This is a genomic window from Mesorhizobium qingshengii (assembly GCF_027563465.1).
Classification (GTDB): Bacteria; Pseudomonadota; Alphaproteobacteria; order Rhizobiales; family Rhizobiaceae; genus Mesorhizobium; species Mesorhizobium qingshengii_A.
On record NZ_JAPFQA010000008.1, the window covers coordinates 39,521 to 63,108 of the forward strand.

21 protein-coding genes are annotated in these 23,588 nt (G+C 62.5%); 12 read left to right on the top strand and 9 right to left on the bottom strand.

From position 1 onward, the window contains the following. Positions 1–100 precede the first annotated feature (100 nt). Together OOJ09_RS18710 and OOJ09_RS18715 are read left to right on the top strand one after the other, a co-directional pair. On the top strand, positions 101–1,273 hold the full coding sequence (locus tag OOJ09_RS18710; RefSeq protein WP_269906600.1) for an acetate/propionate family kinase: 1,173 nt from the start codon (positions 101–103) through the stop codon (positions 1,271–1,273). A gap of 181 nt (positions 1,274–1,454) precedes the next feature. After that, positions 1,455–3,848, top strand: coding sequence for a phosphoketolase (locus OOJ09_RS18715; RefSeq protein WP_269906788.1), 2,394 nt, complete (start codon positions 1,455–1,457; stop codon positions 3,846–3,848). A gap of 215 nt (positions 3,849–4,063) precedes the next feature. Here OOJ09_RS18715 and mgtA read toward each other — a convergent pair whose 3' ends face one another. From mgtA to OOJ09_RS18750, 7 genes are all read right to left on the bottom strand, one after another. Continuing rightward, the gene (gene mgtA, locus OOJ09_RS18720) at positions 4,064–6,661 is read right to left on the bottom strand and encodes a magnesium-translocating P-type ATPase (RefSeq protein ID WP_269906601.1); all 2,598 of its coding nucleotides are present in this window, start codon (positions 6,659–6,661) and stop codon (positions 4,064–4,066) included. 68 nt (positions 6,662–6,729) lie between these two features. Continuing rightward, positions 6,730–6,909 carry a hypothetical protein gene (locus tag OOJ09_RS18725; RefSeq protein ID WP_269906602.1) on the bottom strand — a complete coding sequence of 60 codons (180 nt, stop codon included), beginning with the start codon at positions 6,907–6,909 and terminating at the stop codon, positions 6,730–6,732. Positions 6,910–7,042: 133 nt separating this feature from the next. Continuing rightward, complete coding sequence (locus tag OOJ09_RS18730) at positions 7,043–7,399, bottom strand: c-type cytochrome (RefSeq protein ID WP_420107522.1); 357 nt, start codon at positions 7,397–7,399, stop codon at positions 7,043–7,045. 43 nt (positions 7,400–7,442) lie between these two features. Continuing rightward, complete coding sequence (locus OOJ09_RS18735) at positions 7,443–8,324, bottom strand: YiiX/YebB-like N1pC/P60 family cysteine hydrolase (RefSeq protein WP_269906603.1); 882 nt, start codon at positions 8,322–8,324, stop codon at positions 7,443–7,445. 111 nt (positions 8,325–8,435) lie between these two features. Next, entirely contained in the window at positions 8,436–8,735 is a 300-nt protein-coding gene (locus tag OOJ09_RS18740) for a YgaP family membrane protein (protein WP_420107523.1), read from the bottom strand. 15 nt (positions 8,736–8,750) lie between these two features. Beyond that, complete coding sequence (locus OOJ09_RS18745; RefSeq protein ID WP_269906604.1) at positions 8,751–10,595, bottom strand: PHA/PHB synthase family protein; 1,845 nt, start codon at positions 10,593–10,595, stop codon at positions 8,751–8,753. Between the two features lie 83 nt (positions 10,596–10,678). Then, positions 10,679–11,062 carry a phasin family protein gene (locus tag OOJ09_RS18750; RefSeq protein ID WP_269906605.1) on the bottom strand — a complete coding sequence of 128 codons (384 nt, stop codon included), beginning with the start codon at positions 11,060–11,062 and terminating at the stop codon, positions 10,679–10,681. Between the two features lie 212 nt (positions 11,063–11,274). Here OOJ09_RS18750 and OOJ09_RS18755 point away from each other — a divergent pair, with 212 nt between their 5' ends. From OOJ09_RS18755 to OOJ09_RS18765, 3 genes are read left to right on the top strand one after another with little or no spacing between them, the layout of a single operon-like run. Continuing rightward, entirely contained in the window at positions 11,275–11,742 is a 468-nt protein-coding gene (locus OOJ09_RS18755; protein ID WP_269906606.1) for a DUF2267 domain-containing protein, read from the top strand. 3 nt (positions 11,743–11,745) lie between these two features. Beyond that, the gene (locus OOJ09_RS18760; RefSeq protein WP_269906607.1) at positions 11,746–12,453 is read left to right on the top strand and encodes a phosphoribosyltransferase; all 708 of its coding nucleotides are present in this window, start codon (positions 11,746–11,748) and stop codon (positions 12,451–12,453) included. Continuing rightward, the gene (locus OOJ09_RS18765) at positions 12,453–12,899 is read left to right on the top strand and encodes a pyridoxamine 5'-phosphate oxidase family protein (RefSeq protein ID WP_269906608.1); all 447 of its coding nucleotides are present in this window, start codon (positions 12,453–12,455) and stop codon (positions 12,897–12,899) included. The genes OOJ09_RS18760 and OOJ09_RS18765 overlap by 1 nt, the downstream gene beginning before the upstream one ends. Before the next feature lie 86 nt (positions 12,900–12,985). On the opposite strand, the gene OOJ09_RS18770 is transcribed toward OOJ09_RS18765, so the two are convergent. Then, the gene (locus tag OOJ09_RS18770) at positions 12,986–13,822 is read right to left on the bottom strand and encodes a universal stress protein (protein ID WP_269906609.1); all 837 of its coding nucleotides are present in this window, start codon (positions 13,820–13,822) and stop codon (positions 12,986–12,988) included. Between the two features lie 174 nt (positions 13,823–13,996). Here OOJ09_RS18770 and OOJ09_RS18775 point away from each other — a divergent pair, with 174 nt between their 5' ends. Together OOJ09_RS18775 and OOJ09_RS18780 are read left to right on the top strand one after the other, a co-directional pair. Beyond that, a complete protein-coding gene (locus OOJ09_RS18775) occupies positions 13,997–14,395 on the top strand; it encodes a c-type cytochrome (RefSeq protein WP_269906610.1) in 399 nt (132 codons plus the stop codon). Between the two features lie 53 nt (positions 14,396–14,448). Then, entirely contained in the window at positions 14,449–16,002 is a 1,554-nt protein-coding gene (locus OOJ09_RS18780; RefSeq protein WP_269906611.1) for an AAA family ATPase, read from the top strand. Between the two features lie 23 nt (positions 16,003–16,025). Here the strand turns inward: OOJ09_RS18780 and OOJ09_RS18785 are convergent, their stop codons facing one another. Beyond that, the gene (locus OOJ09_RS18785) at positions 16,026–18,707 is read right to left on the bottom strand and encodes a bifunctional acetate--CoA ligase family protein/GNAT family N-acetyltransferase (protein WP_269906612.1); all 2,682 of its coding nucleotides are present in this window, start codon (positions 18,705–18,707) and stop codon (positions 16,026–16,028) included. A 158-nt stretch (positions 18,708–18,865) separates the two neighbouring features. Between OOJ09_RS18785 and OOJ09_RS18790 the strand changes: the two genes are divergently transcribed. The 5 genes from OOJ09_RS18790 (at position 18,866) to OOJ09_RS18810 (ending at position 23,356) form a co-directional block, all read left to right on the top strand. Then, positions 18,866–19,252, top strand: coding sequence for a DUF302 domain-containing protein (locus OOJ09_RS18790; protein ID WP_269906613.1), 387 nt, complete (start codon positions 18,866–18,868; stop codon positions 19,250–19,252). A 34-nt stretch (positions 19,253–19,286) separates the two neighbouring features. Beyond that, positions 19,287–21,140: a heavy metal translocating P-type ATPase gene (locus OOJ09_RS18795; protein ID WP_269906614.1), complete on the top strand. Its 1,854-nt coding sequence runs from the start codon at positions 19,287–19,289 to the stop codon at positions 21,138–21,140. A 27-nt stretch (positions 21,141–21,167) separates the two neighbouring features. After that, a complete protein-coding gene (trxC, locus tag OOJ09_RS18800) occupies positions 21,168–21,617 on the top strand; it encodes a thioredoxin TrxC (protein WP_269906615.1) in 450 nt (149 codons plus the stop codon). Positions 21,618–21,630: 13 nt separating this feature from the next. Then, on the top strand, positions 21,631–22,881 hold the full coding sequence (locus OOJ09_RS18805; protein ID WP_269906616.1) for an MgtC/SapB family protein: 1,251 nt from the start codon (positions 21,631–21,633) through the stop codon (positions 22,879–22,881). Between the two features lie 88 nt (positions 22,882–22,969). Further along, entirely contained in the window at positions 22,970–23,356 is a 387-nt protein-coding gene (locus OOJ09_RS18810; protein WP_269906617.1) for a hypothetical protein, read from the top strand. Positions 23,357–23,588: the final 232 nt, after the last annotated feature.

Genomic DNA, 23,588 nt, shown 5'->3' on the forward strand with positions numbered 1-23,588 from the left:
TGGCACAGGACCAGTTCGAGGGGTAACTCCCGACTTGCAAGGCGGTCGCGTGAAAGACGGTCGGTGACCGGTCAGATCGAAGCACGGAGAAGGCGAAACCATGAGCGGTCCGATCGTGCTGACGTTCAACCCCGGCTCTTCCACCATCAAGCTTGCCTTGTTCGCGATCGGGACGCACGGGCCGCGGCCCCTGGCCAAGGGAGTCGTCGACCTGCGGCACCTACCCCTGACGCTGCGCGTCGAGGAGGAAACCAGCGCATTCGACGTCGTGTTGAAGGCAACGGTGAGCGACGATCTCCACGCTCTGATCGACGAAATCCTGGCGTGGATCGAGAACCACTTCTCCGTGAACGAACTCTGCGCGGTCGGCCATCGGGTGGTGCATGGCGGCGACCGTTTTGACGGGCCGGCATTGGTCAGCGACGACGTGTTGGCCGCGATCGAAGCTTTGGTGCCGTTGGCTCCTCTCCACCAGCCTCAAAGCATTCGCCTGATCCGCGCCGTCAGCCACTTGCGGCCGGGACTACGCCAGGTTGCGTCCTTCGACACCGCCTTCCATCGCAGCCAGAGCGATCTGGTCCGCCGCTTTGCCCTGCCGCGCGAACTGTTCGACCAGGGCATCAAGCACTACGGCTTCCATGGCCTCTCCTACAAATTCATCGCTTCCAGGATACAGGAGCTTGCGCCCGACACGGCCGCCGGACGCGTCATCGTCGCCCATCTCGGCAGCGGCGCGAGCCTGTGCGGGCTCGCCGCAGGCGTCAGCCGCGACACCAGCATGAGTTTTTCGACGCTCGACGGCATTCCGATGGCAACGCGCTGCGGCGCACTGGACCCTGGCGTCATCATCCACCTGCTGAAGCAGCGCGGACTGGGGGTCGAGGATATCGAGGACATGCTCTATCACCGCTCCGGCCTGCTGGGCATTTCGGGCATCAGCGCCGACAGCCGCGACCTGATCTCCAGCAAGGATCCAAGAGCACGCGAAGCGCTTGAACTATTCGCCTTTCGCATTGCGCGGGAAACGGCGGCCATCACCGTAGCGCTGGGCGGGCTCGACGGCATCGTCTTCACCGCCGGCATCGGCGAGCATCAGCCGGAGATCCGTGCAGCCATCTGCAAGCACCTCGGATGGCTGGGCGTGGTCATCGATGCCGCGGCGAATGCTCGGAACGCCACGCGGATCGAGGCGGCAGGCAGCAAGGTCGTCGTCATGATCGTTCCGACTGATGAGGAACAGGTGATCGCGCGGGAGGCCCTGTCCATCATCTGAGGCCGACACTCCCCGCCGCGGTTTGGGCCGGCGGACGCAACCTGTTGGAGCGCGGACGCTTGTTGTTGATCGGGATCAATGTGAAGGGATCATGCCCGCAGCAATGTCGAGCCGTTCGGCGATGCGAACTGAATCGGCGGCGTGCGTACGCGTAATTGACAACCAGAGACGGAACATTTCCATGGACGCGACGGAACGGGACGCGGTGCCGACAGGACAGGTCCTGACGGCGGATGAATTGAAGCTCATGCACGCATGGTGGCGCGCGGCGAATTATCTGTCCGTCGGTCAGGTTTATCTGCTTGCCAATCCCCTCTTGCGAGAACCGCTCAAGATCGAGCACGTCAAGCCGCGCCTTCTCGGCCACTGGGGCACCACGCCCGGATTGAACTTTGTCTACGTGCATCTCAATCGCATCATCCGGACCAGGGGCACCAATGTGCTTTTCGTTGCCGGCCCGGGACACGGGGCTCCCGGTGTCGTGGCCAATACCTATCTCGAAGGAACCTATAGCGAGCTCTATCCCGACATATCTCGCGATGAGGAAGGCCTCTGTCGGCTGTTTCGCCAGTTTTCTTTCCCTGGCGGCATACCCAGCCATGCTGCGCCGGAAACGCCCGGTTCGATTCACGAGGGTGGCGAACTCGGCTATTCGCTGGCGCATGCCTATGGCGCCGTGCTCGACAATCCCGACCTCGTCGTCGCGTGCGTGATCGGCGATGGCGAAGCCGAAACCGGACCGCTGGCGACATCATGGCACGCCAACAAGTTTCTCAATCCCGCGGCCGATGGCGCCGTTCTGCCGATCCTGCATCTGAACGGCTATAAGATCGCGAACCCCACGGTGCTGGCGCGCATCCCGCCCGAGGAACTGGAGGCGCTGTTGCGCGGCTACGGCTATGCGCCCCTGTTCGTGGAAGGCGATGAGCCCCAGACAATGCATCAGAAAATGGCCGGTGCGCTGGAAGAGGCTTTCGCACGCATCAAGGCTATTCAATCGGCCGCGCGCGGAGACGGCCAGGCCCAGCGGCCTCAGTGGCCGATGATCGTGCTGCGCAGCCCAAAGGGCTGGACCGGCCCGAAGACGGTCGACGGCCTCAAGGCCGAGGGTTTCTGGCGCTCGCATCAGGTGCCCTTCAGCGACATGACCAAGCCCGGTCATCTGCAACTTCTGGACGATTGGCTGCGAAGCTACAAGCCCGAGGAGCTGTTCGATGAAGCGGGCGCTCTACGCACCGAGATCGCCGCGCTCGCTCCAGCGGGCGAGCAGCGCATGAGCGCCAATCCACATGCCAATGGCGGAGCGCTGATGCGTCCGCTGCGGCTGCCCGGATTCGAGTCCTACGCCATTCCGGTCGCGCACCCCGGGGAAGCCAATGCGGAGGCGACCCGGATCATGGGCACGTTCCTGCGTGACGTGATGCGGGAGAACGGGGCAAGCCGGAACTTTCGCGTCTTCGGTCCGGACGAGACCGCGTCAAACCGGCTTCAGGCGCTGTTCGAGGTCACGGACAGGGCTTGGGATGCACGGACCATTGCCGAAGACGACCATCTGGCGCCGGCTGGCCGCGTGATGGAAATCCTCAGCGAGCATCTGTGCCAGGGCTGGCTCGAGGGCTATCTGCTGACTGGCCGCCACGGGCTGCTTTCCTGTTACGAAGCGTTCATCCACATCGTCGATTCCATGTTCAATCAGCACGCGAAGTGGCTCAAGACTTCGCGGGACGTAGCCTGGCGGCGCCCGATTGCATCGCTGAACTATCTGCTGACATCCCATGTCTGGCAGCAGGATCACAACGGTTTCAGCCATCAGGATCCCGGCTTCATCGACCATGTCGCGAACAAGAAGGCCGATATCGTCCGCATCTACCTGCCGCCGGACGCCAATACGCTGCTCTACGTCACCGATCACTGCCTCCGAAGCTGGGGGCGGATCAATGTCATTGTCGCGGGAAAGGCCCCTGCCCCACAATGGCTCGACATGGACGCGGCGATCAAACACTGCACCCAGGGCGTCGGCATCTGGGAATGGGCCAGCAACGACCGGGGCGGTGAGCCGGATGTCGTACTAGCCTGCGCCGGGGATGTGCCTACCCTTGAGACCCTCGCGGCGGTGGATCTGCTGCGCCACTACCTTCCGGAATTGAAGGTGCGGGTGGTCAACGTGGTGGATTTGATGACGCTGCAGCCGAACACGGCTCATCCGCACGGCTTGAGCGATCGTGACTTCGACGCACTGTTCACCAAGGACAAGCCCGTCGTCTTCGCCTATCACGGCTATCCGACGCTGATCCACCGGCTGGTCTACAAGCGCACCAACCACCAAAACATCCATGTGCGCGGCTATCAGGAGGAAGGGTCGACGACGACCACGTTCGACATGGTGGTTCGCAACAAGCTCGACCGCTTCCATCTCGCGGCCGACGTCATCGACCTCGTGCCAGGGCTCGGCGCGAGTGCCGTCTACGTCAAGCAGGCCATGCGCGACAAGCTCGTCGAACACGAACGCTACATTCGCGCCCACGGCATCGACATGCCCGAGATCCGCGAATGGCGCTGGACCGTCGGGGCTTGAACAGGACAAAACCGTTCAATTTCGGCCGGCCGAGGAACGAAATCCTTGCCGGCTAGGCCCTCGCCCTCTCGATGAACTGACACTGGCCCACGCGATCCATGTCCTGCAGACACGCAGCAGGCGCTTGCTGACGTGCATCCGCGCGGATGTTCCTTGTCGCCATTCCCTTCTGGATCATATCTGGCGCCACCCATCAGGCCGATTGTGGCATTCTGCTACCCGTCGACGGTCTTGCCGGAAAGCATTCGATGATGATGATGCTTCTCGTGATCGAAGAACCAGCGCTTGGTTACCTCCGAGGCCAACAGATAGAGCGCGGTGATGGCGACGAGCCCGACAAGCACGGACAGCGGCAGCGGCACAAAGCCGAACCATGCCGCAAAGGGGGCATAGGGCGAGATGATCGCGATAACCGCGACAGCCAGCGTAAGCCAGGCAAGCAGCGGGCTTGGACGGCTCGCCCAGAACGCCTTGTGGGTGCGCACGATAAGCACGATCGCCAGTTGGGTCGTGAGCGACTCGACGAACCACGCGGTTTGGAACATGGCGGGCGCTGCGTTGGCGATGAACAGCAGGAACGCGAAGGTCGCAAAGTCAAACAGGGAACTGATAGGCCCAAAGCTGAGCATAAACCGCCGCACGGAGCCAATGTCCCAGCGGCGCGGTCGGTGCAACTGCTCCGCATCGACATTGTCAGTGGCGATCGCCAGCGAGGGAATGCTGGACAGCAGGTTGTTGAGCAGGATCTGCGTTGCCAGTAGCGGCAGGAAAGGCAGGAACAGCGAGGCGGCGGCCATGCTGATCATGTTGCCGAAATTGGCGCTGGTCGTGATGGAGATGTATTTCATCGTGTTGGCGAAGGTCTTGCGGCCGTCGTCGACGCCGCGCACCAGAACGCCCAGATCCTGTTTGAGAAGAATGATGTCGGCGGCCTCGCGTGCGACATCGACCGCGGTGTCGACCGAGATACCGATATCAGCTTCGTGCAGGGCGGGCGCATCATTGATGCCGTCTCCCATATAGCCGACGACATGGCCCCGGCTTCGGAATGCCTCGACAATGCGTTCTTTTTGATTGGGGTCGATTTCGACAAACAGGTCGGTGTGTCGCACGGCTGCGAAGAGAGCGCTTTTTGTCAGCTTCGACAGATCCTCGCCGGTCATGATCCTCTCGGCGCGCAAGCCAACCGCCGTGGCGAGATGCGCGGTGACATAGCGGTTGTCGCCCGAAATGACCTTTACCGCGATACCCCTGTGGGTTGCCGCCGAAAGCGCCTCCTTGATCCCCTGCTTCGGCGGATCGAGGAAAAGCAGGAAGCCCGCGAAGGCGAGATCGGTCTCGTCCTTCCTGGATAGGGCACCCCCGCTTTCGAAACGGCGGATAGCCATGCCCAGGACCCGATAGCCGTCGGCACTCCAGCGTCTAAATTTCTCGTCGATCGCGGCACGATGCGTGTCACCCAGGGGTTCCAGCCCATTCGCAGTTCGAAGGAAGCTGCAGACTTCGAGGACATTTTGCACTGCACCCTTGGTGATCAGAAGGTCTTCGGCGCCGTTGTGGTGGACAACAATGGACAGCCGCTTGCGGATGAAGTCGTAGGGAATCTCATCGACCTTCGTGAAGGACCTCAATGTTGCACCGTCGTCGCCTTGGGCACTGGCTATCGCTTCGTCCAGCGGGTTTTTCAACCCGGTCTGCAAGGTGGCGTTGAGGCGTGCCCAAAGGAGGACATCCGTCGAGGGATGGCCGTCGACGTCGAGCCATCCATCGAGGTGGATGACACCTTCGGTCAGCGTTCCGGTCTTGTCGGTACAGAGCAGGTCCATGCTGCCCAAATTCTCGATGGCATCGAGCCGGCGCACGATGACACCGTTGGCCGCCATAGCGCGGGCACCTCGAGCCAGCGTCACGCTGATGATGGCTGGAAGCAGTTCCGGCGTGAGACCCACGGCCAGCGCCAGCGAGAACAGCAGCGATTCAATCAGCGGCCGATGGAGCAGCAGATTGGCGAAGAACACGATGATGACGATCACCAGCATGATCTCCGTCATCAGGTAGCCAAAGCGTCTGATGCCCTGGGCAAAGCCTGTTTCGGGAATACGTCGCTCGAGGGCCGCGGCGATTGAAGCGAACTCGGTGCGTTCACCGGTCGCCGCCGCCAGTACAGTCGCGGTGCCGCTGCGGACCGACGTGCCGGTGAAGACGGCATTGCTGCGCTGCGCGATGGAAGCTTCTGGCGCGGATCGGCCCGGTGTTTTCACAACCGGAAACGTCTCACCGGTCAGCACCGCCTCGCTGACATTGAAATCGCGCGCATCCAGAATGACACCGTCCGCGGGAATGAGGTTTCCGGCCGAGAGCCGGATCACGTCCCCAGGCACGATGTCTTCGGCATTGATGGCGCATTCGGCACCGTCGCGCAGGACAATAGCCTTGTGTGAAACACGCTGTTTCAGTGCTTCCGTCGCTCGCGACGCGCCATATTCCTGGGTGAAGCTCAGGACGCAGCTCGCCAGCACGATCGCGCCGATGATCGCTGCCTCCTGGCCCTCACCAACGAAAGCCGACACGCCGGCCGCAAAAATGAGGATCAGGACCAGTGGACTGCGGAACTGCCCCACAAATATGGTCAAAGCCGACGTGCCGGATCGAGACTCCGGCGTGTTTCGGCCGAACTTTGCAAGCCTTGATGCGGCCTCGGAGGTGGCAAGCCCCGAGCCCGATGTCTCGAGACGATGCAGGAGGTCATTGGCCTCGATCGACCAATAGGCATCTTCGTCAGGAATGCCCGCCGATGCAGGGACGGGTTGCATCGCAATTCCTGTTTGCCCGTCCTGCCGCGTTGGCTGTTCAACATCGCTCGGCACGGTGCGAGACACCATCAATGCGACATGAAGCGGTTGGTGCCGCTTTCCTCAACCAGCGAACGCTTGACGCGGCCAAAGGCCGCCATTTCGACGTCGGCGGCGACATGCGCGCCGCGTGCAGTCAACCCACTCGCAAGAGCGGCGTCGGTTCCTGATCCGATCCCTGCCACGATCTTATCCTTGAAATCCTTCATCATCTCGCTCCGTCGAGAAGTTGCCATTCTAGGCTCGCTGCGAGATGGGGACTTGATCGCCATCAAATGCCGACTGATTGCGCACGAACACCCGTCAGGTGCGGCCGGCCGTGCGCCTGGTCGGTGGCGTCGGTCACGGCTGCTGGACGCTGGCTATATAGGCGATGATCGCATCGATCTGTTCGGGGCTGGCAACCCATTCAGGCATGTCCGGATGACCGGTCGAAATGCCTTCTGCGAGCGCCTCCTCAAGATCCGTCAGCGGATAGCGCTTTGACAGGGTGCGAAAGGCGGGAGCGTCCGGATGGCTGCTCTTGTCGGTTTTTCCAATAGCGTGGCAGCGGGCACAATTGAACTCCACCAGGGCCTTGCCGCGCTCCGTCATGCTGTCGGCCAGCGCCGGCAGAGCGGGCAAAACCAGCGAGAGGGCGAGGACAAGGGCCCGCAGGGAATGATGTCGGACGGTGCTATCTACGATGGAAGCGTTCATTGCGGCAATCTGCGCTCATGGCCGTCCCTTGCCTTGATTTCCATCAATCGGCGTTGGCATGCCATGCCAACGCAATGTCGGCGGCCAGCGTTCGGCGTGATGCACTTTCCCATTGTGGCGAGAGACTTCTGACATAGAGAATCAGGTCGAGATTTGATTTTCCAACAGCGGCCAGGGCAACGACCTCGTCGGGCAAAGTGGTCTGACGACCGTAGAGGCGACGGGCAGGCAGCCCGGCTTCCGGCATCACGTGATTGATCAGTTCTGTACAGTATAGCCGCTCCGTACTTGCGTTGTCGAAATGGAAATCGAAGCGCTGGCCCATATGCTCGAGGAGCCCGGCGATCACCCCCCTGCGCCGTCGATTGCTCCTCAGATGTGGCCGCAGGACCACCACCCGATCGGCATTGAGCACGACACGCGCCGGCGACAGATGAATCCCGTCCTGATCGGCTTCGATCATAATCGCGCCTGCCCGTATCCGCTCCCGGTACGGCACGATGTGTGGATCATCCCAGGCGCCTATTTGGCGCAGTTCCGTCTCGGTACCGAGATAGACAGCGGCATGGCCAAAAAGCCCGGGGATGGTGTGGCCGGACATTCGGCCTTTTGAACTCAAAACAAGGATGTCGAGGGGTCTCAGCACACTCAGAATTGTCTTCTGGGCCATGTCATTGGCGAGATAACCCTGCCTCCAGACAACATGCGCAATCGTGCGCCCGACGAGCGGCGCCGCTGGTTCGACCAGATCCACCAGCCAAGCCGGATATTTCTCGGCATTGAGACAGCACTGCGACAGGTTGCCGGCGAATGTGGTTGCGCCCATGGAGGTGGGTTTCCCCGGCTGGTGGATGCATCCCGCAAGCGCAATGGTCACCAGCAGCAGCACATAGCCGCGAACTGTCCTCGCAAGAGTGTCCCTCATCTCGCAGCCATTCTGGATCAGGCGTTGATTTCGTTTTCGGGGGATCGAGGTTCGCCTGAAGCGGCGAGCCGCCGGCGCTGAAAAGCGCCAGCATGACTTAGCTAAGTCAATTCAGGCGCTTCGTGCCGGGCAGGTCGAGATTCCGAGCAGTGTGTAGAGGGGACACGTTCCGAACAATCCCGTTAGCAGTGGAACCAGCCCCACGAGCAAACCATAGCGCCAGGCAGCGCCCGGATAGATGAAGAAAAGCGAAAGCAGCGCAAGGCCGACGATCACGCGTACAACGCGATCGACAAAGCCGACATTCATCTTGAGCATGCTGGTACTCCAGGCATTTCGTGGATTCGCGGCGGTCTGCCGATAACGCCATCCCAACACCTTGCCGCTCGAGAGGGCATTGATCGGCGTCAAGCCATCTTCGCCGTATCAGGGCTCAAGCACGTATGTTCCAGGAGCTGTACAGACTGGCCGGTAACGCCCGGTGCCCCCGCCTGCGGGCAGCGGCGGAATACCAGCGCCGGAATGGAGAGCCAGCCAGTCCGCCCATTCCCGCCACCAGGAACCATCGACGGCAGCGGCGGATGCCGACCAGGTTTCGGGGTCCGGATGAGGTTGCCCGCTCACATGCTGTAGCCGCTTGTAGCTCCGGCCCGGGTGACCCGGCTCCGACACGACGCCGGCATTGTGGCCACCGCTCGTCAGGACGAAGTCGATGTCCGTGTCGAGCAGGTGCGTCAGCTTGAAAACGGAACGCCACGGTGCGACGTGATCGGTCACCGTTCCCAGTGCGAACACCGGAACCTTGATGTCCTCGACATGGACCGGCCGGCCATCGACTTGGAAACGGCCTTGCGAGAGATCATTGCCGAGATAAAGCTGGCGCAGATATTCTGATTGCATCCGGTATGGCATGCGCGTCGCGTCGGCGTTCCATGCCATCAGGTCCGACATTGGCGGGCGTTCGCCGATCAGGTATTCGCGCACGATGCGTGACCATATCAAATCCTGGGAGTGCAGCATCTGAAAGGTGCCAGCCATGCGTCGCTGATCGAGAAAGCCCTCGCTCCACATCAGATCCTCGAGCATGGACACCTGGCTTTCATCGATAAACAGACCGAGTTCGCCTGGTTCTTCGAAATCGATCTGGGCTGCTATCAGCGAAAGCGACTTCAGCCGGTCGTCGCCGTCGCGCGCCATCGCCGATGCCGCGATGGAAAGCAGCGTTCCACCCAGGCAGTAACCCACCGCGTGCACCTTCGCGCCACTGGTGACATCACTGATCGCATCAATCGCCGCCATGACGCCATGCGAGCGGTAGTGGTCGATCGACCACTCCCGCTGTTCGCGCCCGGGATTGCGCCAGGAAATACAGAACACCGTGAAGCCCTGGGCGACCAGATACCGGATGAGCGAATTGTGCGGTGACAGATCGAGGATGTAGTATTTCATGATCCAGGCCGGCACGATGAGGATCGGCTCCGACTTCACCGTTTCCGTGACCGGCCGGTACTGGATCAGTTCGATGAACTCATTGCGATACACGACGTCGCCGGGCGTCGCCGCCACTTCCAGGCCTGGCCGGAAATGATCCGTGCCGGCCGCCGGGCGGCCTGCCGATTGCCGCGCCAGATCGTCGACCAGATTCGCCAGCCCCGCCCAGAGGTTCGAACCGCCCTCGCCCATCGTCTTTGACAGAACCTCGGGGTTGCTGCCGACGAAATTCGACGGCGACAGCATGTCGAGGAATTGCCGGCTGTAGAACTCGACCAGTCTTTCGTGCTTTGCCGAAACGCCGTGCACGTCGCTGGTCGCGTTATGCCACCATTGCTGCCATAGCAGAAAGGATTGCTGATAAGCGCTGAACGGAAAAACCTGCCAGCCTGAATGGCCAAAGCGCCGGTCCTGTGGCAGGGGTGAAATGCAAGGCTGGGAAAGCCCCTTCCTTTCGATGCAACTGGCCAGGAATGTCGCCAGGCGAGCCGATTTTTCGATCGCCTTTACATAAAGCTCGTACTGCTTGCCCGGCGAGATCGCCAGATGCACGCCCCAGTCCTGCAAGGCCTGCAGAAGGCTGATCGGTGAAATGCCAAAGCTCGCCTGCGCCATCCCGGCGTGAACGAGACGGTCCACCTGGCGAAATGTTTCGTCCAGGCTCTCGGGTGCTACACCCTGGCCGGGTGCTGCATGGCCAGGCTTCAATGCGACATCGCCATGCGAAGCAGCAGGGACGGAATCCGGGGATCGCCTTCGAGTTTCATTGCGGGTCGCCATCGAACCGTCTCCAGATCCAATCGGGAAGTCGAGCAGCCGACGCGGGAGGACCAAACCGTCCCACGCCGGTTAAGCTTTGCGGTCTACGCGACTGTTTTCGCTGCCATATCCTCGATCGCGGTATCGGCTTCCTTGCGCACGCGCCGGGCTGTTTCCGAAGTGAGTTTCGAGGTCAGCGCCGCGACCTTGCCGGCTTCCGTAACATATTCCGATGTCGCGTTCTGCAGGAAGGTCGAAAAGACGTCGAACGCGTCATTGAACTCGGAACCGGCGACCAGATCTTCGGCCAGCTTAACGTCTTGCTCGTAACGATGTTTCAAGAACGCGAGCGTTTCGATCTGATAGCGCATCATCGTTTTGAAGGCGTGTGCCTGCAGGGATGCAGCGGCGAGGATCCACTTTTGGCCATTTTCCAACATCGGCAGGGGCTGCATGCCGAATTGCGACGGCTCGGAATGAGTTTGCATGATCGGTGCTCCATTGTGAGGCAGTCGCAAACAAGACGTCTGCAGGAAAACACCTACCGCCATTGGCCATGGCGTCGTTGATCAGGATCAACATCTGCATGACGTTTTCCGCATCGTTCCACCGGCTGGTCTGGAATCGAGAGAATGCGTACCAGTGTGTCGAGAAGGCCAATTGATCCGGCGCAATGCGCAAACGTTCGCGAAGCTCGAAAATGATGTGGTTCTTCAGAGGGGAGCACGTCATGAGCCACATGTCCCACACCTCCTTCGCCAGCTTCACCCACGCCGCCCAGCAGGCGCAGCAATGGGTCAACGAACTTGCGACGGATCTTTGCTGGAGTGAGCCGAGCGCATACCGGCTCCTCAAGACCGTTCTCCACGCTGTGCGCGACTGGTTGTCGCCGGCCGAAATGGCCGATCTTTCGGCGCAGCTGCCGGTCTTGATCCGCGGCGTCTTTTTCGAAGGCTGGGCCCCAACCGCTGCGAACGCATGCGAACGCAAGAAGCGCGATTTCATCGTCCGTGTCGAAGCCAGTTTCGGGTGCGATGACGAAGTCGATTTCGATGTCGCCATCAACGCTGTGTTCAAGCTGCTCGATCGCCATATTTCACATGGTGAGATCATCCAGGTGCGAAACTCGATGAAGAAGTCTCTTCGTGAGCTCTGGCCGGTGGATTGACCGATGTTCCGCGACCGCAAGGAGGCTGGAGAAAGGCTCGGCATCGAATTGGCGGAGCTCGACCTTTACCAGCCAATTGTGCTGGCGCTGCCGCGCGGTGGGGTTCCCGTCGCCGCCGAGGTCGCCAAAGCCCTCGGTGCGCCGCTCGACCTGCTCATCGTCCGCAAGGTCGGTGCGCCGGGCAATCCGGAACTGGCCGTTGCCGCTGTCGTGGAGGGCAATCCGCCCGACGTCGTGCTCAACCGGGAGATCGTCGAGGCCTATTCGCTCGACGATGCCGATCTTGCCGCGCTGGTGGCTCTCGAACGCCCCGAACTCGAACGTCGACGCATCACCTATAAGGGCAACCGCAAGTCGTTGTCAGTCGCCGGGAAGACCGTGATCCTTGTCGACGACGGCGCCGCGACCGGCACGACGATGAAGGTTGCCATCCGTGCGCTGCGGCATCGCGCGCCCATGGAGATTGTCGTGGCCGTGCCCGTTTCTCCACCGGATACCGTGGCCGAACTGGCTCATGAGGCGGACCGCGTGGTATGCCTTAGCCAGCCTGGGCGGTTCCGTGCGTTGGGTTATCACTATCTGCGGTTCCCGCAGCTCTCAGACGGCGAAGTGATTGCCGCCATGGACGAAGCCGCCCAGTTGCACAAGATACGCCGGCGCGACGTCGCTGGCGATGGCTCAACGGCCGAGAAGAACAGGAGATCGCATTGATGCTGGTCCGGACGCTTTCTGTGCTGGAATCGACCAAATTGCTGTCCGCCAGCCGCCTGGGCCACCTGGCTTGCGCGAAGGATGGCCAGCCCTATGTCGTGCCCCTGCACTATGCCCATTCGGACAATCACCTCTATGCGTTCTCCTTGCCGGGCAAGAAGATCGACTGGATGCGGGCCAATCCGCGGGTGTCGGTCCAGGTTGGCGAACACGGCCAGGGACGAGGATGGAGAAGCGTGATCGTCGACGGCCGCTATGAAGAACTGCCCGACCGCATCGGCCACAAGCTTCAGCGCGATCATGCGTGGTCGGTCCTGAGCCAGCACGCCGACTGGTGGGAACCTGGCGCGCTCAAGCCGGCCATTCCCCCGGTTGCCGACAGCGCCCCGCACGTCTTCTTCCGGATATCGATCGAGCAGGTGTCCGGACGCGAAGCCAGCGAGTGAGTTCGTCCCACCAGTTCGTTGCAAGAAAAAGAACGGGCCGGCGCAACCTCCTGCCGGCCCGTTCTTTTTTTCCTGCCGTTGAACTGTTATCGTGCCATCAAGACCGGCAGCGATTGATCCTCGAGCATCGACTTCGTGACGCCGCCGAAGATGCGCTCGCGCAACCGGGAATGGCCATAGGCGCCCATCACCATCAGCTCGGCGGCAACATCGACGGCATGCTGGCGAAGCACGTCGGCGACCGAGTGGTTCGAACTCGGCAACCGGTCAACCGTGACCTTCACGCCATGCCGGGCAAGATAGACTGCTGCGTCTGCTCCGGGTTCCGCACCATGATAGTGTTCGCCCTCGATCGGATCGACCATGACCAGGCGCACCTCATCAGCGCCTTTCAGCATGTCCAGCGACTCGCGAACGGCGCGCGACGACTCGAGACGGGCGTCCCATGCGACAAGAACGCGTTTGGGCTTCAGGGTCGCCCGCGCCTTCCCGGGAACCAGTAATACTGGCTTTCCCGATGAAAACAGCGCGCCCTCGATCACTTTGTTCTTCAGCGCCTCGCCGGCAAGCATTTCCGGCCCGATTACCGTGATGTCGGCGTAGCGGGCGCGCCGGCCGATTGCTTCGTCGGCGGAGCCTTGTTCCGGATATGCGTTGGCGATGTCCGCGGAAAGCGCCCGGCCAACGATGAAATCCGACACGGCGGCGGTTCTCTTCTTCAGGCGTTTCAGGTCGTCATATCTTTCCTTCGACCAGGTATCCGAGACCACAGCCGCGTATTCGCCAACAGGCAACGGCGGCGCAATGGCGACAACGAGTACGGAGAGATGGGCGTCGATCTGTTCGCAAAGGTCAGCCGCGAGCTTCAGATCGCCCTCACCGTGGTTCAGCCCAGTAACCGTAAGCAGTGTCCGGAATGTCACGGAGGCAACTCCTGATCTCGAGGAAATGTTCAATCGTGGTTGCCGCTATACAGAGGGGCGCGGGCGCGCTCATTGCGCTGAATCAAACACGCTTTCGCGGCTGCATTTGATCCGCATCAACGTACTTGCAGGGCGCGGCTGTAGGTTTCAGCCAATTAACCGATGGAGACGCAAGTGAGACTCCTGATCGCCGCGGTGTTCGCAGGCTTGGCCTTCAATCCGGCCGCCGCTCAGGAACTGGGCAACGGCAAGGCGGAATACATGAACTCCTGTGCCGTCTGTCATGGCCCCGAAGGCAAGGGCGATGGCCCCTTGGGCGACGAGCTGTTGAAGCGCCCCGCCGACCTGACGCGTCTCTCCAGGCGAAATGGTGGCGAATTCCCCTACTGGCGGGTTTTTGCCGTGATCGACGGCCGCGCCATGGTGCCGGCGCATGGCGAGCGCGACATGCCGGTCTGGGGGCGCCAGTTCCTTCCCGGTGACGTGAAGAAATATGGCCCGAACGCAGGGGAAATCGTCACCAGGGAACGGATCCATGATCTGGCTGGCTATGTCGAGACACTGCAGCAATGAGAACACATGGCGGAAACGGTCTCCGCAAGACACAAGCATCAAGGAGGCGGTCCATGATCGTTGATGACCAGCAAGCCGCCGTCGCGTTTCTGCTTGATCCTGCCTCATACGCCGCTGCCGGGCCGGTCGAGGCGATCGAGACCCATATCTCGCGTATTTTTCTGACTGGCGAACGCGCCTACAAGATGAAGCGGGCAGTGAAGCTGCCCTATGTCGATTTCTCGACGCCGGCACTGAGGCTGGCCGCTTGCGAGAAAGAGGTGGAACTCAACTCGAGGACCGCACCCGGCCTCTATCTGGGTGTGTGTCGCATCACACGCGAGGCCGACGGCAAACTGGCCTTTGACGGCGCCGGCCAGATGGTCGACGCAGCGATCGAGATGGTCCGCTTCGATCAGTCGAGGCTCCTCGATCGGATGGCAACCAACGGAGAATTGACGCCGGCACTGATGACCGCCGTCGCACGCATGATCGTGGGATATCACCGTGCCGCGCCGACAGTCCACGATGGCAGCGGGTCGTCCAACATCGCGGGTGTGCTCGACATCAACGAGGCCGGCTTTGCCACCAGCCATGTTTTCACAGAGGCAGAGGTCAAGGCCTTGGCCGACGCCTTTCGCACCGCCCTCGCCCGGCATTCCGGATTGCTCGACCGTCGCGAAGCCGCGGGCAAGATCCGTCGGTGCCATGGTGACCTGCACCTGCGCAACATCTGTCTTTTCGACGGCGAGCCGCGCCTCTTTGATTGCATCGAATTCAACGACCAGATCGCCAGCATCGACGTGCTCTACGATCTTTCCTTTCTGCTGATGGATCTTTGGCACCGGGGTTTTCCCCAACTCGCCAATCTCGTGATGAACCGCTACCTCGACGAGGCCGACGACGAGGATGGCTTTGCCCTGTTGCCCTTTTTCATGGCGGTCCGTGCCGCGGTACGCGCGCACGTCACCGCAACGCAGGTCGAGGAAGGCAGTGCCGATTCCGACAAGCTGATTGCCCAGGCGAGATCCTATTTCGAACTTGCTCGAGCATTTCTCCAGCAAACCTCGCCGCGCCTCGTTGCCGTCGGCGGCCTGAGTGGTTCCGGCAAGACGACTGTGGCCGAAGCGCTCGCCGCCCAGGTCGGAGCGCCGCCCGGCGCCCGCATTGTCGAAAGCGACCGCATCCGCAAGGCCATGCATGGGGTGCCCGCCGAGACGAGGCTGCCGGACCGGGCCTATCGGCCGGAGGTCTCCGACCGCGTCTACCACGAAATGGCATGGCGCGCCGGCTTGATCCTTTCTGAGGGCGCCTCGGTTGTCGCCGATGCCGTTTTCGACAGGCCGGCGGATCGGGAGCGGATCGAGAAGGCGGCGCGCGACCGGGGTATCACATTCTCCGGATTTTGGCTGGAAGCGGACCCACTCGTGCTTTGGCAGCGGGTCAGTGAACGCAAGGGCGGCCCTTCGGACGCCACCATCGATATCCTCTCACGGCAGTTGCAGCGAAATGCCACGCAGGTTGGCTGGCGCAAGATCAACGCCGATCGAAAGCTCGTCGACATCGTCGCGGAATTGAAAGGGTTTTCCGAGAGCGATACTTCCAAGACCCTGCGCACAGCCTCCTGACTGGTACGGCAGGCAGGTCGACCTCAACGGAGTTCGAGCCTTGCCTCGACGAGGCCGGGCTCGTCCGGAAGATACCCTATCGAGAAGCCGAACTCGCGGCACATTGCCAGCATCCTCGCGTTCTCGCTGAGTACAATGCCTTCGATCCGACCGATCCCATCGGCCTTTGCATAATCGACGATCTGCCGGAGCAATTCCCAACCCAGGCCATGGCCCTGCAAGTCCGTCCGCACCAGCAGTGCGTATTCGGCGCTGACATGGTCCGGATCGCAGGACAGCCGGCTGATACCCGCCAGTGCGCCGGTGCCCGTCTCCAGAGCGACGAAAGCCATGTTGCGGTCGTAGTCGAGCTGAGTAAGCCGCTTCAACATCTGGTCGGAGAAACTCTTGCGCGGCGACAGGAAACGCAGGCGCAGATCGTCCGGTGAAATCTTGGCGAGGAATTCGGGATAGAGCTCGACGTCGGCCGGTTTGATCGGCCGGATGTGATAGTGGGCGCCGCCTGCCGAAAAGTCCCTGGTCCAGCCTGTCGGATAAGGCCTGATGGCGAGCGCCAGGTTCGGCCCTGGCTCCTCCACGCGTTCCGGCTCGATCTCGATGCGAGCATCTAGTGCGATCACGCCGGCAGTGTCGGCGAGCAACGGATTGATGTCCATTGATACGAGGCACGGAAAGTCGACAATCATCTGCGACAGAGCGTTGAGCGCCGCGACGATCGCCTGCCGATCCGCGGGTTTGCGGTCGCGGAACCCGGCGAGCAGGCGGCCGATCCGCGTTCGTCCGATCAGGTCGCCGGCAAGAACGTCGTCGAGCGGCGGCAACGCGATCGCGGTATCGTCCATCACCTCAACGGCGACACCTCCCGCCCCGAACAGGAGAACCGGGCCGAAAATCGGGTCGCGGCTGACACCAAGGATCAGTTCCTGTGCCTGTTTTCGCACCACCATCGGCTGGACGGCGTAGCCCTCGATATCGGCCTGAGGATCGTGCTTGCGCAATCGAGCCTCGATTGAGCGCGCGGCCTCCCCGGCGGCGGCGGCGCCGGTAATGCCGAGCACCACCCCGCCAATGTCCGACTTGTGCGAGATCGCCTTTGACAGCAGCTTGACGACGACTTGCTCGCACGTTCTGAGAAGCCGGCCGGCCGCCGCCTCCGCTTCGGCCGGGGATCTGGCGATGATCGTCTCGGGCACCGGAATGCCGTAAGCGGAAATCGCCGCCTTGGCTTCAGGCTCGGTGAGCATTCGCCGACCTTCCTTCGCGACCTGCCTGAATATCGCAAGCACTGCTTCTCGGTCGCTCGTGGCGTCCTCGTCGCGGCTCGACGGCGTGCGCAGCAGGGCCCGTTGGGCGCGCGACCAGTCGCTGAGATAGGAGACCGCGGTCGCTGCGTCGGCGGGCGTCTCGAAGCTGGCAATGCCCGCATCTTGAAGAACACGACGCCCTTCTCGCGCCGTGTGTTCGCCAAGCCAGCAGGTCAGGACCGGTTTGCCGCCGATCTTGCCGTCCCGCGCGAGCGTCGTCACGGCGCTTGCCGCCGCGAGCGGCGAGCCGAGCCCGGTCGGGCAATTCATGACCAGGACAACGTCGGTCCCGGCATCGGCCGCGACAGCCTCGACCGCGGCCCGGTAGCGCTCGGGCGGAGCGTCGCCAATGATGTCGACTGGATTGGCGTGGGACCATGTGGCCGGCAGGACGGCGTCCAGGCGGGCTATCGTTTCCGGCGAAAGCTCTGCCAGTTCGCCGTTGCAGTCGATGAGTTGATCGACGGCAAGCACGCCGGCGCCGCCGCCATTGGTGACAATGCCGAGGCGGGCTCGTTCCAGCGGAGCGAAACGGGCGGTCGTTTCAACCGCATCGAACAACTCGGCCAGGCCTTTGACGCGCAGGATGCCCGCGCGCAGCAATGCCGCATCGACGACACGATCCGCGCCGGATAGCGCGCCGGTGTGGGTCGCGGCTGCTTTGGCCGATTGCTCGTGCCGGCCCGACTTGATGGCGATCACCGGCTTGAGGCGCGCGGCCGCGCGCGCCGCCGACATGAACTTGCGTGGATTGGGAATGGTCTCGAGATACATCACGATGGCGCGGGTGTGCATATCGCCCGCCAGCATGTCGAGACAGTCTCCCACGTCGACATCCGCCATGTCGCCGAGAGAGACGATCTGCGAGAAGCCGACATTGTTATTGCCGGCCCAGTCGATCAGCGACGTGGCAATGGCGCCGGATTGCGACAGTAGCGCTATGTTGCCGGGCTTGGCGGCCATATGCGCAAATCCGGCGTTGAGTTTGACGGGCGGGATCATCAGTCCGACCGTGTTCGGCCCGATGATCCGGAAAAGAGTGGGCTTGGCGGCATCAAGCATCGCCTGGCGCAAGCCGTTTTCGCGCGTCAGCCCGGCAGTGATGACAACCGCCGCCCGCGTACCCTTTTCGGCAAGGTCGCGCACGATGGCGGGAACTGTCTCAGGCGGCGTGACGATGACACCAAGGTCTGGGACCCCGGGAAGGTCGGCCGCCTTGGCATAGCATCGTCGACCGGCGACCTCGGAGTATTTCTGGTTGACCGGCCAGATTTCGCCTGCGAAGCCTCCGTTGACGATGTTGTCGAACACGACACGGCCGACGGCGCCGTCACGCGCCGATGCACCGAAGACGGCAACCGACTTCGGGGCGAACGCATATTCGAGATTTCGGATCGTCACCCCTGTGCCTCCAGTTCGCAGCGATAGTCGCCATTCGATCTTGCCCGTTCATTGCGTTGGATCAAAGCCTTCTCCGGGATCGCGATTAACTGTCTCATGAGGTTCGAGCCGGCCGTTGGCGGAGTGGCGAGCGGTCATGATCAGAGATCGGAAAGTGGATGAGCTACTATTTCAGCAAGACCGTCGACATGCCGTTCACCGCGGCAGTCAACCATGTGACCAGCAAGCTCGCAAACAAGGGTTTTGGCGTCCTGACGTCGATCGACGTGCAGCAGGTGATGAAGGCCAAGCTCGGCGCCGATTTCAAACCCTACGTGATCCTTGGCGCGTGCAATCCGCATTTCGCGTGGCGTGCGCTTCAGGCCGAGGACAAGATCGGAACCATGCTGCCCTGCAATGTCATCGTCACGGAGATCTCCCCAGGGAAGGTGGAGGTCGCGGCAGTCGATCCTGTCGCCTCGATGGGTGCTGTCGACAACCCCGGACTGGCCGGCATCGCGAATGACGTGCGGCGTCTGCTGGAAGAGATGGTCAGCGAGCTCTAGCGTTGCAGGAATCATCAAGGTCGAGGGGCATCGAATGAACGAGTCCGCCTTGCGGCGAACATTGCTGGTCATCGCTCTCTTGGGGCTGGCCGGTGGGCTCGGAGTCTGGAGAACCGGATTCGGCCCCTTCGACGCCGGCACGATATGGACGGTGGCGACCCTGCCCGTGGTGGTGGCTCTCGCCATTTCCATTTTACGCGATTTCTGGATCGGTCGTTTCGGGGTCGACGCGATTGCGCTGGTGTCAATGTCCGCCGCGCTGCTGCTCGACCAGCCGCTGGCCGCGGTGGTGGTCGCTATCATGTATGCTGGCGGCACTGTGCTCGAGGATTTCGCGCGCGGCCGCGCGGAGCGGAACCTCAAGGCATTGACCGACCGGTCCCCGCGCGTCGCGAATCGCAAATCGGCGTCAGGAACAGAAACCATCTCCGTCGATGAGGTGGGAGTAGGCGACGATCTTCTGGTGCGTGCCGGCGAGTTGTTGCCTGTTGACGGCATCCTTCTCGATGCTTCGGCCTCCCTCGACGAGTCGGCGGTGACCGGCGAGCCGTTGCCGGTACGGCGCGGTGCCGGCGACACGTTGCGCAGCGGTACCCTCAATGCCGGTGAGACCTTCAGTATGCGGGCTTCTGCCCTCGCGGACCAGAGCACTTATGCCGCGATCGTGCGCATGGTCGCGGCGGCGCAGACCGTCAAAGCGCCCTTTATTCGCATGGCCGATCGCTTCGCCCTGTTCTTGTTGCCGGCCACCTTGCTTGTTTCCGGCATCGCGTGGTTCATTTCCGGTGATCCGATCCGGGCGCTAGCCGTGCTGGTTGTCGCAACGCCCTGCCCGCTCATTCTCGCCGCCCCCGTTGCCTTCATCGGCGGTGTGTCGCGCGCCGCGCGCGGTGGCATCCTGATGAAGGGCTCGGCGGCGCTGGAGGCCCTTGCGCAGGTTCGGACCGCGATCTTCGACAAGACCGGCACCTTGACCATCGGTGGTGCCGAGCTCATCGAAATCGAAGCGGCGCCTGGGCGCGGCACCGACCATCTGCTGCAGCTGTTGGCATCCTTGGAACAGGCCTCGCACCATGTGCTTGCCGACTCGATCATCCGGGCGGCGCGCGACAGGCAACTGGTGCTTTCGCATCCACATGATGTCCGCGAGCATCGCGGTGCGGGCCTGAAGGGCCGGGTCGAAAACACGTCGATCGCGGCGGGATCGCGGGCTTTCGCGCTCGCCGACAAACCCCTGCCCAACTGGGCCAAAAACGGTGAAGATCGGTATCGGGATGCGCCGGTGTTGAGGGTTTTCGTTACGCTCGGCGAACACCTTGCCGGCGTTTTCACCTTCGGTGATGCATTGCGTGCCGATGCACACGACGCGCTCGCCAATCTGCGCTCGGCCGGCATCACGCGCATGGTCATGCTGACGGGTGATGATGGTGCCGCGGCAAAGCGTATTTCTTCCATGCTGGATCTGGATGTCATCGTCTCCGATGCGGTTCCCGCGGACAAAGTCGCGACGGTCGAGGCCGAGAAGGCAACGGCGCCAACAATGATGGTCGGCGATGGCATCAACGATGCCCCCGCCCTCGCCGCCGCGACGGTCGGCATCGCCATGGGCGCGCGCGGGGCGACGGCCTCTTCCGAGGCGGCGGATGTCGTTGTTCTCGCCGACCGGCTGAAGCCTGTTGCCGAGGCGGTGCGGATCGCCCAACGCACGCGCGCGATCGCCCTGCAGAGCATCGTTGTCGGGCTCGCGCTCTCGGCCGTGGCGATGGTCGCGGCGGCCATGGGGCAGATCACGCCGGTGGCAGGCGCATTGCTTCAGGAGGGGATAGACGTAGCGGTTATTCTCAACGCGTTGCGCACCCTTGGCGATGGACGTCTCGGACGCGCATAGTAGGCGACCGCAAATCGGGGAACGGCCATGGCACAGCAGAATCTGGTGGTTTGCAGCAAATGCGGCGGGGTCAACCGCCTGCCGCCGGGCCGCGATGCCGGACAGGCTAAATGCGGGAAGTGCGGGACCAGATTGTTTTCGGGGCACCCCCAGGACGTCGACGCGGAGATATTCGATCGGCAGATCACGCGCAGCAGCGTCCCCGTTGTCGTCGACGTCTGGGCACCATGGTGCGGTCCGTGCAAGATGATGGCGCCGGCATATGAGGCGGCGGCGAACGAACTGGAGCCGCTTGTTCGCCTGATCAAGCTCAATTCCGACAACGAGCAGGCTGTGGCGACAAGGCTCGGCATTCGCGGCATCCCGACGATGATCCTCTTTCATGGCGGGCGCGAAATCGCGCGCGCGTCCGGCGCAATGACGGCAAGCCAGATCGTCAGGTGGGTTCGCGACCGCCTGCCGACGGTCGCCGCCTGAAAGCCGGCGCGCCGTGGATCCGCTCATCGCCCGGCTCGGACTGGCCCTGGCCATTGGCCTGCTCGTCGGGCTGGAGCGCGGCTGGCGTGAGCGGGAAGCGCCCGATCGCAGCCGCACGGCCGGCATTCGCACCTTTGGCATATCCGGCCTGCTCGGCGGGGTTCTGGCCGCGCTCGCCGAAGCGCTCGATGCGGTATCGGTGCTGGTCGGCGGGTTCATCGCATTCGCGGTGATCTTCGCCTGGTACAAGGCGCGTGAGGCTGCCCATGACGAGGATTTCAGCGTCACGAGCGTGATCGCCGGTCTCGGTGTTTTCGCGCTTGGCGCGCTTTCCGTAGCAGGGGATTACAGAGCCGCGGCTGCCGGTGGAACGGCGCTGGCGGCAATTCTTGCCAGTCGCGAAATCTTGCACAGCCTGCTGCGGCAACTGACGTGGATCGAACTGCGATCGGCGCTGATCCTGGCGGTGATGACGGCGATCGTGTTGCCCTTGCTGCCGAACCGAACGTTGGACCCCTGGGGCGGTTTCAATCCCTGGGAGGTCTGGTTTCTCACGGTGCTGATGGCCTCGATATCGTTCGCCGGCTATGTCGCCGTCCGCATGCTTGGCACCAAGCGCGGTCTGCTCGTCAGTTCACTCGCTGGTGCCCTGGTCTCTTCCACAGCCGTAACCGTGGCGCTCGCCCGTAACGCAGCGTCGGCAAGCAATCCACTGCCGCTCGCGGGCGCGGCATCGCTGGCGGCAATGGTTTCGGTCCTGCGCGTTTGCGTCGTGGTTCTGATCATCGAGCCAAGCGTGTTCGCTTCCGTCGGCGTCCCGGCGATTGGTGCGGCGCTCGCCTTCGCTGCCTGCGGAACATTGCTGCTGGCTCGCGACAGCGGGAATCGCGAAGGCGGCACGATCGCGCGCAATCCATTCGAACTTGGCCCGTTGCTGCTCTTCGCCTTGCTCTTTGCTGTCGTCGCGACCGCAAGTGCCGCGCTGGCCGCTCAATTCGGCGGGCGCGGCTTGCTGGCGAGTTCGGCACTTGCAGCCACGTTCGATGTCGATGTCTCGGTGCTTGGCGCGTTGCGCCTCGTCAAACACTCGGTCCCTGTCGATACGGTGGGCCAGGCGGTGCTGGCTGCGCTGGCGGCAAATGCGATTGGCCGCCTGCTGCTCGCAATCTCCGCTGGTCCGGTCCGGTTCTGGTTGCCATTGGCTGGCGCAACCCTGATCGCCGTAACCGTGGGCACCTGCGCCATGCTGTTGACCAGCCTTTGATGGAAGCGCGGTTCTCGATCCTCCTTTGATGCGGATCAAGGGCCAAGGCCCGCCACCGTTCTATGGAACTCCATGAAAGGAGTTCTCCATGACCGATTTGAAGGACCTTACCCCGAAATTCCGCAATGTCCGGCTGCTGCTCGCCCGCGAGAAAGGCCACCCGGAAGGCGACCGTGAGGAGGGCTATGACGTGCTCGCTCCGTTGACCGGCGAAGGCCGGATCGATGCCGAGGAATGGAAGTCGCACAAGGCCTCCTGCCGCGTGCGCCGGTTTCGCGCCGGCGAAGATGATCTGATCGGCCGGCTCCGCCGCAAGCCCGGTGGACAGTGGTATTTCGACTATGCCGAAGGCGATCGTGACGACGAGATCGGCTTTCATCTCGGCGAAGAACGGTTCGTGACCGGTGAGTATGTGTCGATCGAGCGCAACGGCGCCATGCATACCTACCAGGTGGCACGGGTCGAACGGCCTTGAAGCCTAGGGGCAAGGCTCACTGGAAGTGAACCATGCCGCGACGCGCCCTCAATTGTGGCCGGTTATCCCGACCCGTCCCCGGACCGGTTCTGCCGCGATCTTGCCATGCGGCGAAGCGGTGCGCGAGGCTTTGTTCGGCATGGTCGCCGCCGCCAGCGACGCAACCCGCGCGAAATGGATCAGGCAAATGCGTGGGCTGGGTGAACGGGCCAGATAACGATCGTTGAGTGTC